Annotated in this window: 14 protein-coding genes; 9 read left to right on the top strand and 5 right to left on the bottom strand. The window is 52.6% G+C overall.

Annotation, left to right across the window (positions count from 1 at the left end):
- Nucleotides 1-5: 5 nt before the first annotated feature.
- Nucleotides 6-3,056 (bottom strand): formate dehydrogenase-N subunit alpha, encoded by a 3,051-nt coding sequence (gene fdnG, locus ACJ9N4_RS15290; RefSeq protein WP_182919138.1) that lies wholly within the window; start codon nucleotides 3,054-3,056, stop codon nucleotides 6-8.
- A 383-nt stretch (nucleotides 3,057-3,439) separates the two neighbouring features.
- On the opposite strand from fdnG, the gene fdhD reads away from it, so the two are divergent.
- Nucleotides 3,440-4,276 carry a formate dehydrogenase accessory sulfurtransferase FdhD gene (gene fdhD / locus ACJ9N4_RS15285; protein ID WP_182273245.1) on the top strand — a complete coding sequence of 279 codons (837 nt, stop codon included), beginning with the start codon at nucleotides 3,440-3,442 and terminating at the stop codon, nucleotides 4,274-4,276.
- A gap of 114 nt (nucleotides 4,277-4,390) precedes the next feature.
- A complete protein-coding gene (locus ACJ9N4_RS15280; protein ID WP_182273246.1) occupies nucleotides 4,391-4,603 on the top strand; it encodes a DUF1471 domain-containing protein in 213 nt (70 codons plus the stop codon).
- Nucleotides 4,604-4,642: 39 nt separating this feature from the next.
- Here ACJ9N4_RS15280 and ACJ9N4_RS15275 read toward each other — a convergent pair whose 3' ends face one another.
- Together ACJ9N4_RS15275 and ACJ9N4_RS15270 are read right to left on the bottom strand one after the other, a co-directional pair.
- Complete coding sequence (locus ACJ9N4_RS15275; RefSeq protein WP_182273247.1) at nucleotides 4,643-4,966, bottom strand: AzlD domain-containing protein; 324 nt, start codon at nucleotides 4,964-4,966, stop codon at nucleotides 4,643-4,645.
- Nucleotides 4,966-5,625: an AzlC family ABC transporter permease gene (locus tag ACJ9N4_RS15270; RefSeq protein ID WP_182919137.1), complete on the bottom strand. Its 660-nt coding sequence runs from the start codon at nucleotides 5,623-5,625 to the stop codon at nucleotides 4,966-4,968. Before ACJ9N4_RS15270 ends, ACJ9N4_RS15275 begins: the two co-directional genes overlap by 1 nt.
- A 102-nt stretch (nucleotides 5,626-5,727) precedes the next feature.
- Between ACJ9N4_RS15270 and ACJ9N4_RS15265 the strand changes: the two genes are divergently transcribed.
- The 6 genes from ACJ9N4_RS15265 to ACJ9N4_RS15240 all read left to right on the top strand — a co-directional run bounded on the left by ACJ9N4_RS15265 (nucleotide 5,728) and on the right by ACJ9N4_RS15240 (nucleotide 11,173).
- Nucleotides 5,728-6,276: a helix-turn-helix domain-containing protein gene (locus ACJ9N4_RS15265; protein ID WP_182273249.1), complete on the top strand. Its 549-nt coding sequence runs from the start codon at nucleotides 5,728-5,730 to the stop codon at nucleotides 6,274-6,276.
- A 177-nt stretch (nucleotides 6,277-6,453) separates the two neighbouring features.
- Complete coding sequence (sodA, locus tag ACJ9N4_RS15260; protein WP_182273250.1) at nucleotides 6,454-7,074, top strand: superoxide dismutase [Mn]; 621 nt, start codon at nucleotides 6,454-6,456, stop codon at nucleotides 7,072-7,074.
- 195 nt (nucleotides 7,075-7,269) lie between these two features.
- Nucleotides 7,270-7,947, top strand: coding sequence for a 6-hydroxyaminopurine reductase (gene yiiM, locus ACJ9N4_RS15255; protein ID WP_182919136.1), 678 nt, complete (start codon nucleotides 7,270-7,272; stop codon nucleotides 7,945-7,947).
- A gap of 181 nt (nucleotides 7,948-8,128) precedes the next feature.
- Nucleotides 8,129-8,833, top strand: coding sequence for a UTRA domain-containing protein (locus ACJ9N4_RS15250; protein ID WP_182273252.1), 705 nt, complete (start codon nucleotides 8,129-8,131; stop codon nucleotides 8,831-8,833).
- 8 nt (nucleotides 8,834-8,841) lie between these two features.
- A complete protein-coding gene (locus tag ACJ9N4_RS15245) occupies nucleotides 8,842-9,807 on the top strand; it encodes a sugar phosphate isomerase/epimerase family protein (protein WP_182919135.1) in 966 nt (321 codons plus the stop codon).
- 115 nt (nucleotides 9,808-9,922) lie between these two features.
- Complete coding sequence (locus ACJ9N4_RS15240; protein ID WP_182274602.1) at nucleotides 9,923-11,173, top strand: MFS transporter; 1,251 nt, start codon at nucleotides 9,923-9,925, stop codon at nucleotides 11,171-11,173.
- A 44-nt stretch (nucleotides 11,174-11,217) separates the two neighbouring features.
- Here the strand turns inward: ACJ9N4_RS15240 and cpxA are convergent, their stop codons facing one another.
- Together cpxA and cpxR are read right to left on the bottom strand one after the other, a co-directional pair.
- The gene (gene cpxA / locus ACJ9N4_RS15235) at nucleotides 11,218-12,591 is read right to left on the bottom strand and encodes an envelope stress sensor histidine kinase CpxA (RefSeq protein WP_182273254.1); all 1,374 of its coding nucleotides are present in this window, start codon (nucleotides 12,589-12,591) and stop codon (nucleotides 11,218-11,220) included.
- Nucleotides 12,588-13,286, bottom strand: coding sequence for an envelope stress response regulator transcription factor CpxR (gene cpxR / locus ACJ9N4_RS15230; protein ID WP_003862004.1), 699 nt, complete (start codon nucleotides 13,284-13,286; stop codon nucleotides 12,588-12,590). Before cpxR ends, cpxA begins: the two co-directional genes overlap by 4 nt.
- A 149-nt stretch (nucleotides 13,287-13,435) precedes the next feature.
- Between cpxR and cpxP the strand changes: the two genes are divergently transcribed.
- Nucleotides 13,436-13,942, top strand: coding sequence for a cell-envelope stress modulator CpxP (gene cpxP, locus ACJ9N4_RS15225; RefSeq protein ID WP_182273255.1), 507 nt, complete (start codon nucleotides 13,436-13,438; stop codon nucleotides 13,940-13,942).
- The last annotated feature ends 10 nt before the right edge of the window (nucleotides 13,943-13,952 follow it).

The raw sequence follows: 13,952 nt of genomic DNA, 5'->3' as shown, positions 1-13,952 counted from the left end.
CTCCGTTACACCTTTTCCACGTTCACGAGGAAGGCCTTAAACTCCGGCGTCTGCGTGTTCGCATCACCGACGAACGGCGTCAGGGTGTTCGCAATAAACCCTTTTTTCGCCACGCCCTCATAACCCCAGTGGATCGGGATGCCGATGGTATCCACCTGCTGACCGTGAACGTTCAGCGTACGAATACGCTTGGTCACTACGGCCTTGGCCTTGATATAGCCACGGTTAGAAGAGACCTTCACGGTATCACCATGTGCGATGCCGAGCTTGTTCGCCAGCTTCTCACCGATCTCCACAAACTGTTCCGGCTGCGCGATAGCATTAAGCAGCGCGTGCTTGGTCCAGTAGTGGAAGTGTTCGGTCAGGCGATAAGTGGTGCCCACGTACGGGAACTTGTCTTTTTTACCCAGCGCTTCAAAATCGCCCTTAAAGATACGGGCTGCCGGGTTAGAGACCACGTTCGGGTGCAGCGGGTTGGTGCCCAGCGGCGTCTCAAACGGCTCGTAGTGTTCCGGGAACGGGCCTTCAGCCATTTTATCAATAGCAAACAGACGCCCCATCCCTTCAGGCTGCATGATAAACGGCCCGACATCGCTGCCTGGTGCGGCAGTGCTGTAGTCCGGAACATCCACGCCACCCCATTTCGCGCCATCCCATTTCAGAAGCTGACGCTTCGGATCCCACGGGTTACCCTGCGGATCTGCGGAGGCACGGTTATAGAGAATGCGACGGTTCAGCGGCCACGCCCATGCCCAGCCCAGCGTATTACCAAGGCCCGACGGGTCGGCGTTATCGCGGTTGGCCATCTGGTTACCTTTCGGCGTCCAGCTACCGGCAAAGATCCAGCAGCCGCTGGAGGTAGTACCGTCATCACGCAGGTGCGCGAAGGTGCTGAGCTGTTCGCCTTTCTTCGCCAGGACTGCACCGGTGGCCGGGTCGATAACATCCGCCAGTGCCTTACCGTTGCTCTCCATCGCCACTTCTTCCGGTGATGGGTTTTCCGGTGTCGAGTAGTTCCAGGTCATGTTCAGAACCGGTTCAGGGTTCGCACCGCCTTCTGCCGCGTACATCTTACGCAGGCGCAGGAAGATGCCGGCCAGGATCTCGCCGTCGTTCATGGCAATGCCCGGGGCGTCCGCACCTTTCCAGTGCCACTGCAGCCAGCGGCCGGAGTTGACGATAGAACCGTTCTCTTCCGCGAAGCAGGTGGATGGCAGGCGGAACACTTCGGTCTGAATCTTCGATGGGTCGACATCGTTCGATTCACCGTGGTTCTGCCAGAAGGTCGAGGTTTCGGTATTGAGTGGGTCAATCGTTACCAGGAACTTCAGTTTTGACAGAGAGGCCACAACCTTGTTCTTGTTCGGGAATGACGCCACCGGGTTAAAGCCCTGGCACAGATAGCCGTTGACCTTGCCCTGGTGCATCATCTCGAAGTACTGAAGAACGTCGTAACCTTTGTCCCACTTCGGCAGCCAGTCGTAGCCCCAGCTGTTTTCAGCTGTCGCTTTGTCACCGAAGAATGCCTTCATCATGGAGACGAAGAACTTCGGATAGTTGCCCCAGTAGTTCACCTGGCCCTGGAGCAGCGGTTTTGGCGTGCTGGCTGTCAGGTAGGTTTGCAGATCAGTCTGTTTTTCGTTTGGCAGCGTCATGTAGCCGGTCAGGCTTTGTGACAGCAGGCCGAGGTCAGTCAGACCCTGAATATTGGAGTGACCGCGCAGGGCATTTACGCCGCCGCCTGCCATGCCCATGTTGCCGAGCAGCAGCTGAACCATCGCCATCGTACGGATGTTCTGCGCACCGATAGAGTGCTGTGTCCAGCCGAGGGCGTACAGGAACGATGCGGTTTTATCTTTCGCACTGGTTTCGGCGATAAGCTCACACACTTTCAGGAAGTCAGCCTTCGGCGTACCACAGATGTTTTCGACAACGTCCGGTGTATAGCGTGAAACGTGCTCTTTCAGCAGGTTCCATACACAACGCGGGTGTTGCAGGGTGGTGTCGCGTTTCGCAAAGCCGTTTTCATCCAGCTCGTAGTTCCAGCTGGTTTTGTCGTACTTGCGTTTTTCGGCATCATAACCGCTGAACAGGCCATCTTCGAAGTGATAATCCTCACGCACGATCAGGCTGGCGTTGGTATACGCCTCAGTGTATTCGCGGTTATATTTTTCGTTGGTCATCAGGTACAGCAATACGCCTGACAGGAAAGTGATGTCAGTACCTGAACGAATAGGGGTGTAGAAATCCGCCACTGACGCAGTACGCGTAAAGCGGGGATCGATCACAATCAGTTTCGCACCGTTGTGGATTTTGGCTTCCATCGCCCAGCGGAACCCGACAGGGTGCGCTTCAGCGGCGTTACCGCCCATCACCACAATAAGGTTGGCGTTCTTGATGTCGACCCAGTGGTTGGTCATCGCACCGCGACCAAATGTTGGAGCAAGACTTGCTACCGTTGGTCCGTGTCAGACACGCGCCTGGTTGTCGACTGCGAGCATACCGAGTGCACGCGTAAATTTCTGGGTTAAGTAGCCGGTTTCGTTACTGGAAGCGGAAGCACACAGCATCCCGGTGGAGAGCCAGCGGTTGACCGTGACGCCATTGGCGTTCTGGGCAATAAAGTTGGCATCGCGGTCTTCTTTAATCAGTTTTGCGATGCGGTCAAATGCATCATCCCAGCTGATTTGCTGCCATTTGTCGGAACCTGGGGCGCGGTATTCAGGGAATTTCAGGCGGCTTTCTGAGTGAATAAAGTCCACCAGACCGGCCCCTTTCGGGCATAACGCCCCGCGATTGACCGGATGATCCGGGTCACCTTCGATGTGGAAGATAGACGCTTTGGCGTTTTTCGCACCGTCGCCGAGGCTATACATCAACAGCCCGCAACCGACAGAGCAGTATGTACAGGTATTACGGGTTTCGCGGGTGCGCAGCAGTTTGTACTGCCGCGTCTCCGCCAGCGCTACGCCGGGGGCAAAGCCCAGCGCCGCTGCCGTGGTGCCTGCCATACCGCCAGCGCAGATCTTAAAGAACTGCCTTCTGCTGACCTGCATGGGTCACTCCTTGTTTCGACATTGCTTACATATGTAGTTTTAACTTCACGGTTGTTTTTTCAACCACAAAGAAGAAAATTTGTTCTAATCCCTCAATCCCACGAGGGATATCATCAGAATACCACAATGTCGGTAAGCCTGTTCCAATGGCGTTAATACAAAGTGAACGTATTATCACCCTGCTGATTATAAAATGTGATATTAGTCACGTTATTAACCCTGCATGTTAAAGGGGTGTATCATGGTCTTCGTTGCACCTCTCCCAAATGAGTAGGTAAACTTGATGGGGATGGGCGCTTAAAAGTTGATCCATACTATGCGTAAGGCCTGCACTTTGTGATGCAATAGCAGGCTCACCTCCGTGGTTGTTCAGGAATACCGTTGTGTCTAAACAAAATCGTGCTCCCCACTCGTCGCCACTACCCGCTGGTATTGTGGAACTGCCGGTACACAGACCCCCCCACATTACCCATGCCACGCCTGATTTTCTGGCGGAGGAAGTCCCGGTTGCACTGGTCTACAACGGTATTTCCCACGTTGTAATGATGGCCTCTCCGAAAGATCTCGATCTGTTCGCCATTGGGTTTTCCCTCTCCGAAGGGATAATTGAGCACCCTCAGGAGATCTACGGCATGGACGTGGTTCAGGCCTGCAATGGACTGGAAGTACAAATCGAACTTTCCAGCCGCCGCTTTATGGGGCTGAAAGAGCGCCGTCGGGCGCTGGCCGGGCGTACTGGCTGCGGAGTGTGTGGTGTAGAACAGCTCAACGATATCGGCAAACCTGTTGTGCCTCTGCCGTTTACCCAGACCTTCAACCTTGCGAACCTCAATAAAGCGCTTGAGCACCTTAATGATGTTCAACCCATCGGCCAGTTGAGCGGTTGTACGCACGCGGCGGCGTGGGTGTTGCCGTCGGGGGATATTGTCGGGGGGCATGAGGACGTTGGTCGCCATGTGGCGCTGGATAAGCTGCTTGGTCGCCGTGCGCGTGAAAGTGAAATCTGGCAGCAGGGAGCGGCATTAGTATCCAGCCGTGCCAGCTATGAAATGGTGCAAAAATCCGCGATGTGCGGCGTTGAAATTCTGTTTGCGGTGTCGGCAGCAACGACGCTGGCAGTGGAGGTGGCTGAGCGCTGCAACCTGACGCTGGTGGGGTTCTGTAAACCGGGAAGGGCGACGATTTATACTCATCCTCAACGATTGATTGTTGATCAGTAATTTTGAATGAATTTGGCAAATCCTTCCGCTTTTAGTTGTCGGTGATGAGGTCTAGTATTTATCTCATCAAGGCGACACGCCTTATACAAACAACTAATTGAAAGGGTTTATATCATGAAAAGCATCAAAACTTTTGTCGCTGTAATCGCTCTGTCTGCTTCTTTTGGTTCTTTCGCTGCTCAGACGGTCACGGCAACTGCCTCTACCATTGATGGTGCAGAAGCAAAAATCGCCGCTCAGGCTCAGGAAGCGGGCGCGTCGTCCTACAAAATTACCCAGGCGTTTTCCGGTAACCGTGTACACATGACCGCTGAACTGAACAAATAAGCCTGTCACACCGTCGAAAGAGCGCCCCCGGGCGCTTTTTTAGTTTATGCCCGCCAGACGCAATAGCGCAGTGACCACCGCCGCCGCAACGATCACCACAATTAACGGCATCTTGCGCCAGGCCAGGAATACCGCAAACGCCACGCCCAGCACCCGCGCCATCCCGGCAAAGTGTTCCCCTTCATAAAACGTTGTCGCCAGCGCGACGGAAAACAGTAATACCGTTGCTGCATCAGAAAGCAGCGCCTGGGAGCGCTCTGACAATGCCAGTCGGCTGCCGATTTTTGCCCCGCCAAGACGCATCAGATACGTCCCCGCAGACAAAATGGCGATACCGAGAATAAAGACCGTTATGTTTTCCATTATTTTTTCCTCGCGGCAAGGCCCAGTAAAGCGAGCAGAACCGGTAAACCCGCCGGGGTAAATGGCACGGCGGCCAGCGACAAGACTGCGCCGCTGCAGGCGCGGATCAGCGTGGTTCGGTTTTTAAACGCGGGAACGACCAGCGCCAGCAAAATGGCCGGGAATACGGCATCCAGCCCGATGGTTTCCGGGGCGGGCAGCAGTTTGCCGACCATTGCGCCCAGTAGCGCACCCAACGGCCAGATGACCGCGATGCCTAAACCGCACAGCCAGTAGGCTGCTTTACGCTGTTCGGGCGTTTTTTGCGACAGGCCAAACACCACGCTTTCGTCGTTCATGATGTGGCATCCCAGAAGGCTCGCACCGCGTTTGCCGACCAGCTCACGCACCGTGACGCCAAACGGCACATGGCGTGCGTTAACCAGTAACCCGGCAGCCGCTGCCGCCAGCGGGTTACCACCGCTAGCCACAATACCGATAAACATAAATTCTGAAGCCCCTGCCAGCACGGTGAGGGAAAGCACAAACGGTACCCAGAGCGGGAAACCGTATGCCATCGCCAGCGAGCCGTAGGACATTCCGACAACGCCAACCGCCAGACAAACAAGGATGATTGCTTTTATGGTGTCGCCTTTAAGGCAGGAGAGGTGGTGCTTCATACAGTTTTAGCCATATCGAACGTATTTCCATTATAATGAACGCATCAGAAGTGTTTTACAAGATGAACGATTCGTTCGATATAAAGAACAAGAGGCCGTTTTATGACGCAGCCAATTTGCGTGATCGCCAGCAGTCTGGTGCGAGAACGTCTGCGAACCGGGCTTTCACTGGCGGAAATTGCCCGCCGTGCCGGGATCGCCAAATCAACGCTCTCCCAGCTGGAGTCCGGCAATGGTAACCCTAGCCTGGAGACGCTCTGGTCGCTTTGTGTGGCGCTGGACATTCCTTTCGCCCGCTTGCTTGAGCCGCAGCAGCCAACCACTCAGGTGATCCGCCGGGGGGAAGGAACGAAGGTGGTCGCCGGGCAGGCCAACTATGAGGCCATTTTGCTGGCAGCGTGCCCACCGGGTGCCCGCCGTGATATCTATCTGTTGCAGACCCAGCCGGGTGCAGACCGTATTTCCCAGCCACATTCTCCAGGTTCAGTTGAGCATATTATCGTCACACAGGGGCGGGCGATAGTGGGCCCGCTTGACGCACCGGAAGAGCTGGGAGAAGGGGATTACATAAGCTATCCCGCCGACCAGTTGCATATCTTTAAGGCGCTGGAGCCGGACACCTGTGCTTTGCTGGTCGCGGAACAAAATTAACGAAATAACGCATTAACTGCATGATAAATTTAATAATTAATCCATTTGTCAAAGCGCGATAACCTTATAGAAATTACGGCATTGATAATCATTTTCAATACCATTTAATTAACTATAATGAACCAACTGCTTACGCGGCATTAACAGTTGTGCCGCCCGACATTAATGGAGAGGATTATGAGTTATACACTGCCATCCCTGCCGTATGCCTACGACGCACTGGAACCGCATTTTGACAAGCAGACGATGGAAATCCATCACACTAAACACCACCAGGCCTATGTAAACAACGCGAATGCCGCGCTGGAAAGCCTGCCAGAGTTCGCTAACCTGTCTGCTGAAGAGCTGATCGCTAAACTGGATCAGCTGCCAGCGGACAAGAAAACCGTTCTGCGTAATAACGCTGGCGGCCACGCTAACCACAGTCTTTTCTGGAAAGGCCTGAAAACCGGTACCACCCTGCAGGGCGACCTGAAAGCGGCTATTGAACGCGACTTCGGTTCCGTTGATAACTTCAAAGCGGAATTCGAAAAAGCTGCTGCAACCCGTTTCGGCTCTGGCTGGGCGTGGCTGGTACTGAAAGGTGACAAACTGGCGATTGTTTCTACCGCTAACCAGGATTCCCCGTTGATGGGGGAAGCGATCTCTGGCGCATCCGGTTTCCCAATCGTGGGTCTGGACGTGTGGGAACACGCTTACTACCTGAAATTCCAGAACCGCCGCCCGGACTACATCAAAGCCTTCTGGGACGTGGTGAACTGGGACGAAGCCGCAGCGCGTTTTGCCGCGAAAAAATAAGGTTGCATTGCCACCTCTGAGAAGCGAGTCTGATGACTCGCTTTTTTTGTATCTGTATACCCGTCATACTTCAAGTTGTAGGTGCGTTGGCTGCGCTCGCTCACCCCAGTCACTTACTGGAGTCAGCTCCTGGGGATTCACTCTCTTGCCGCCTTCCTACAACTCGAATTATTTAGGGTATATAAAGGAGTCGCGATGCATTACCCGGTGAATGTGTTTACAGGCAAGGTCAGGGATTACGACGGTAGCCGCCCAAGCGCCATCGCCAAAATTCAGGTCGATGGTGAGCTGACGTTAACCGACCTTGGGCTTGCGGGTGACGAGCAGGCCGAAGCGAAAATCCACGGCGGGCCTGAGCGCGCGCTGTGCCACTATCCTCGCGAACATTATCGTCACTGGATAGCCGAATTCCCCGAGCAGGCGGATTTGTTTGTTGCACCCGCGTTCGGTGAGAACCTCTCGACCGAAGGGCTGACCGAAAAGAACGTCTTTATTGGCGATATCTTTCGCTGGGGTGAGGCGCTGATTCAGGTCACGCAGCCGCGCTCACCGTGCTTCAAGCTTAACTTCCATTTCGGCATTAGTGATATGTCAGCTCAGCTGCAAAGCGTGGGCAAAACCGGCTGGCTGTACCGCGTGGTGCTGGCCGGGCAGGTTTCGGCGGATGCACCGCTGGAGCTGGCGTCACGCCTGAGTGATGTCTCTGTGTACGACGCCTGCGCAATTGCCTGGCATATGCCGTTTGATGACGAACAGTATCATCGTCTGTTGTCGGCTGCGGGGTTATCGACCAGCTGGACAAGAACGATGCAGAAGCGACGTATTAGCGGGCAGATCGAGGATAATTCGCGGAGATTGTGGGGGAAACAGTAATTATTGCAAGAACAAGAGTGCCCGCCTGAATCTGGAGGGCATCGCCATTCTGGTGGTGTCCTCGCTAACGATGAACTTGCTACCTGGCCCACAAAAATGGCGTCAGCCTGCCGAAAAAGCTTGAGAATTTTCCCTGCTCAAATATTGTGTCTTCAAATTGGTTTAAACCAGATTTTGAGACATGAAAGAAAAAAACTATGTTGATCTCCTGAGAGACCGCTTCGAAAACTGGCTAGCGGCTAATGATTTTCCGCCGGGTTCCCGACTTCCCTCTGAGCGCGAATTGTGCGAATTGCTGGATGCGAAACGCATGACCTTAAGGCAGGTGTTAATTGAGCTTGAGGTCGCGGCGCGTATTTTTCGCAAGAACCGCAGCGGGTGGTTCATCTCTCCTCGTCGATTCATCTACAACCCAAAATCGCTCTCCAGCTTTAATGCGGAGGCGCGTGCGCAGGGACGAAAACCGTCATGGGGTTATTTGACTAAAGACGTTGTCGATACCGCACCCCGCCATATTGAGAAAGCATTTTCTTCGTCCAGGGCTCCCTACCTGATAACCGGCTGGTGTGGGCTGGATGATCATAAAGTTTTTTACCATGAGTCCTGGATTGACGCCGATGCCGCCCCGGGTTTTATGGATAAGCTGGAAAATCACGCATTTTCTAAAGTCTGGGAAGAGAGTTTTGGGCTTACCTTGACCATCAAAGAGATGATTTTCAAACCCGTCAATATGCCGGAGCTTGCCTGCAAAGAGTTGGGCGTAGCACCTAATACGTACGGTATTTTGGTAGAGAAGCATCGTGCCACGTCTGAAAAAAAAGTGGTTCAGGTTGATCTGGAGTACTGGAGACTTGAATCCGTCGAACTGGTTATTCGTGATGAGTGAGAAAGATTATGGAAAACATTATCAGAGAAAAACTGGCTGAGCGCGCAAGAAACATCCGCCTTTATTTGCATGCATATGCCTTTCATTTAAATATGCGTTACGAAAGAATTCTTCCTGAAGATTTACTGGATATTGCACATCAGTATCATTTAACGGGTGTGAAAGTACATGTTGAAGATGGGGAATCCTTTTCACTGAAAAATATGCGGCCAGAGCAGTTGGCTTCGTTTAAAAAGAAAGCCGAACTGTACGGGCTCGATATTCATATTGAAACCAGTGCATCAGATAAAAAGACGCTGGATGAAGCTATTTATATCGCGCAGGGCACAGGTGCTACCTCCGTCAGATTTTATCCGCGTTATGAAGGCTATTTAAATTCGGTGCTGGAAAAAATCTCCCGGGATATAGCTTATCTGGCGCAGTTTGATAATAGTGGTATCCAGTTTACGATTGAACAACACGAAGATCTCAAAGGACATGAACTGGTTACACTGGTAAAAAACAGTGGTATGAAAAATCTCTCCATACTCTTTGATTTTGGCAATATGATAAATGCCAATGAACAACCCATGACAGCGCTACGGACAATGTCACCTTACATCACTCAGGTTCATATCAAGGATGCCAGAGTGATAAAAGAGGGTAAGGGATGGGCACATGAAGCCTGCAGTACGGGGCTCGGCGATCTCCCTGTCGAGATGATGCTGCGTGAACTTTTACTGTTGGGTGAAGACCAGCCGCAGGTCACTTCTTTCGGTCTGGAAGAAGAGGTTGATTATTACGCGCCAGCATTTCGTTTTGATGACGAAGGCGATAATCCCTGGATACCGTGGCGTGACGCAAGTTTCACTCCGCTTCCTGATGATGACCTGGTTGATGCTCGTCTGGCACAGGAGAAAGAGAATGCTATTTCTCAGATCGATTTTATTCGTAACCTGTGTGCGAAGTTTATAAATATAAAACAACCTGCTTAATTTATTTAACTGTGTCTTGATGCATCTTATGGCTTCCTTTTTTCAGGAATAGCCTGCTTTTTATATTGCTGAACGGTTTTCTCTCTAAATTGCAGTGAGGGTGTCGAATATGTTCATGAATAAATGGGCTCGTCTGTGCTTTTTGGTTTTGGGTGGTGGAACGATATTTAAGCTTTCCAGCATGAAGGATGTTTTTTATGTGCCAATGCAAAATGACTGGGGGCTGACAAACACACAAATAGGACTCAGTTTTACGGTATATACCATTGTACAAACCACAGGGCTTTTCCTTTCTTTATACATTGCTGATCGCTATTCTAAGAAGATCCTTCTGCCCTTCGGGTTAATTGGTGTGGGACTGTGTGGGCTATATTTATCCACGCTTCCATCGTTCACTGGCTATCTTATTTGCTTTGCGGCGATGGCCTTCTTTGCTGATGTGGTGTACTGGCCTGTGTTATTAAAAGCTGTACGCCTGTTAGGAACAAAAGAAGAACAGGGGCGGTTGTTCGGGCTTCTGGAGGCAGGGCGCGGTGTGGTGGATGTTATTGTCGCATCAGGTGCGCTGTTTGTCTTCGTTCACTTTGGTGAAGGGAAGGCAGGGATGCAGGCAGGCTTGCTCTACTACACGGTTATCACTCTTATGGCCGGGGTGATAACCTACTTCATCGTTGATGATGACCACGTCAAAAGCGGTGAAGGAAGCAGCACAAACATTGAAACCCTGAGAGGCATTAAACATGTTCTGACTTGCCCGAACGTCTGGTTAGCGTCATTTGGCATTTTCTTCGTGTATGCAGCTTACTGCGGTTTAACCTATTTCATTCCGTTCCTGAAAGACATCTACATGCTTCCGGTTGCGCTGGTGGGGGCGTACGGGATCATTAACCAGTATGCCCTCAAAATGGTGGGTGGGCCGGTGGGCGGTTTCCTGGCGGATAAAGTGGCTAAGTCCCCTACGGTCTACCTGAAATGGACGTTCTTGATTTCTGCCATTGCGATGATGTTGTTTATGCAACTCCCTCATCAGTCGATGAACGTTTACATCGGGATGATTGCAACATTAGGGTTTGGTGCCATCATCTTCTCGCAGCGAGCTATTTTCTTTGCCCCGATGGATGAAATTGGAACGCCACGGCAGTATGCCGGTTCGGCAATGGCATTTGGTTGTATTATCGGTTATATGCCAGCGATGTTTGCGTATACCCTCTATGGCTGGATTCTGGATAACTTTAAAGGGATTACCGGCTACAACTATGTGTTCAGCGTGATGATTGGCTTTAGTCTCTTAGGATTTGCGTGTTCAACATTGCTGGTGAAACGCATCAAGAAACAGAAAGTTATGCCAGTCAGTGCGGAGGCATAACATCATGAATCGCGTCCCCCGACACCGTATCGGGGGACGTGTGATCAGGAACGTTTATACAGCGGTAGCCACAGCGTTAATCGCAATCCACCCAGCGGGCTGTCATCGGCTTTCACCCAGCCACGGTGTTGCTGCATGGCGGTTTCCACAATCGCCAGACCCAGCCCGGTACCGCCAGATTCACGGTCACGTGCTTCGTCAGTACGGTAGAACGGCCGGAAAATCTGTTCACGATCTTCCGGGCTCACGCCTGGACCATCGTCATCCACAGTGATGGTGATCCCGTCTTTATCCACCGAAAACGCCACTTCAATCTTCGTATGTGAGTAGCGCAGGGCGTTACGCACAATATTCTCCAGCGCGCTTTCCAGCGTGTTGGGGTTACCGTACAGCGGCCACGGCCCTGGCGGGAAGTTGACGGTGAACGATTTGCCCATCTGCTCCGCTTCGAATGCGGCGTTGTCCAGCACTTCATGCCACAGGTGATTGGCTTTCACCGTTTCACTGACCAGCGCATTTTTTTGCTGATTGCGTGACATCACCAGCAGGTCGTTGATCATGCTGTCCAGACGGTGCGCTTCCGTTTCGATGCGCTCCAGCTCTTTGCTTTCGCCGCTGCGGCGACGCAGCAGCGCGGTACCAAGCTGCAGTCGCGTGAGCGGCGTGCGCAGTTCGTGTGAGATATCCGAGAGCAGGCGTTGCTGCGCGGTCATCATGCGCTCAAGCGCGGTGATCATCTGGTTGAAGCTGGCTCCGGCGGCCAGGAATTCCTGTGGCCCGGCTTCCAGTTCAGGGTGCTGGCGCAGGTTACCCTGTGCCACTTCGTCAGCCGCGTTTTTCAGCTTACGCGCCGGTTTCGCCAGGCTCCACGCCAGCCATAACAGCAGCGGTGAACTGACCAACATCGTGACAATCAGCAGCAGGAGCGGACGGTCAAACAGCAGGTTGATGAAATCAGACTGGGAATTGCTCGCAGGGCGAATCAGGTAGAGCTGGTAGTTGTCTTCCCCATCCCTGACGGAGAAAGGGCCAACCATTTCGACACGGCCATATTTCTTTTTCTGCGGGTGATCGGCGTTATCTGCCTGGCCAATGAAGTTGCGGATGATCTGCATTTCATTGCGATCGGCCCCAATGACGCGACCTTCGCTGGTGACCAGCAACAGGCGCTGTCCTGGCGGTGCCCACTTATCGATAGCGCGAAACAGCCTGCGCCACCACATTAAATCGTTCGGCGGATCGTTTGCCAGCTCGGCTTCGACGTGCTGCTCGATCATCACGCCCTGACGTTGCTCGCTGTCGAGAAGCTCCGTCATCTGGCGTGAGTCGAGTTTTGGCAACATCAAAACGAGCATTAAAACCAGTGCCAGCGTCAGCCAGAAGATGGCGAAAATGCGGGCGGTTAAACTTCCTATCATGAAGCGGAAACCATCAGATAACCACGACCACGCAGGGTTTTAAACCACGGGTGACCGTCTTTACGCTCCGGCAGCTTACGGCGCAGGTTCGAGATATGCATATCAATGGCACGGTCAAACGGCGTGAGGCGTTTACCCAGCACTTCCTGGCTTAAGTGTTCACGCGATACCACCTGGCCGAGATGCTGCGCCAGCAGATAAAGCAGGGTGAACTCCGTGCCGGTCAGTTCCAGCGTCTCGCCGTCGAAGCTTGCTTCCTGGCGACCCGGGTTCAGGCTCAGGGAGTCCACTTCCAGCGTTGGTGAGCTGTTGTCGGTATTCTGCTGCTGTTCGCTCCAGTGGGAACGACGCAGGATAGCGCGAATACGGGCAACCAGTTCACGGTCATTGAATGGTTTAGGTAAATAGTCATCCGCACCCAGCTCAAGGCCGAGTACGCGGTCAAGTTCACTGCCGCGCGCGGTCAGCATAATGACAGGGGTCTGGTGTGTCTGGCGAAGCTCTTTCAGCGTATCAATGCCGTTTTTCTTCGGCATCATGACGTCGAGCAAAAGTAAATCGATGCTGTCATCAAGGAGACTCAGCGCCTGCTCGCCATCATGGGCGACCAGAACGTTGAAACCTTCCATGTCGAGCAACTCCTTTAAAAGGGATGTGAGCTCTCGGTCATCATCAACTAACAGGATTTTATTCATTGTTTAATACCTCCGAGGCAGAAATTACGACATCAAGGCTGTCTAATCCATGACTTTACGTTGTTTTACACCCCCTGACGCATGTTTGCAGCCTGAATCGTAGACTGTCTCTCGTTGAATCGCGACACGAAAGATTTTGGGAGCAAGTGATGCGCAAAGTTACCGCTGCCGTCATGGCCTCAACGCTGGCGTTCAGTGCGTTTAGCCAGGCTGCTGTAGCTATCACCAGCGACAACGGGCTTCCCGAAGAGGGGACAGCGCAGCACAGTAGCCAAAGCCATATGTTTGACGGCATAAGTTTAACCGAACATCAGCGTCAACAGATGCGAGATCTGATGCAGAGGGCAAGACAAGACCAGCCCCCTGTTAATGTTAGCGAAATGGAGACAATGCATCGCCTTGTCACCGCCGATAATTTTGACGAAAGCGCTGTGCGCGCTCAGGCAGAAAAAATGGCACAGATACAGGTTGCCCGCCAGGTTGAAATGGCCAGGGTTCGCAACCAGATGTTCCATCTGCTATCGCCCGAGCAGCAAGCGGTTTTGAACGAGAAACATCAGCAACGAATGGATCAGTTGCGTAAGGTTGCACGGATGCAGCGAAGCTCAGAAACGACGTTTTTCAGTAGCAATAGCAGTACCCGTAGTAACCAGTAAACCCTGTTTT

This window comes from Enterobacter sp. LM3 (assembly GCF_046622475.1).
Taxonomy (GTDB): Bacteria; Pseudomonadota; Gammaproteobacteria; order Enterobacterales; family Enterobacteriaceae; genus Enterobacter; species Enterobacter cloacae_P.
The sequence above is the reverse complement of the archived record's forward strand: the minus strand, read 5'-3'. Positions and strand labels throughout refer to the sequence as shown.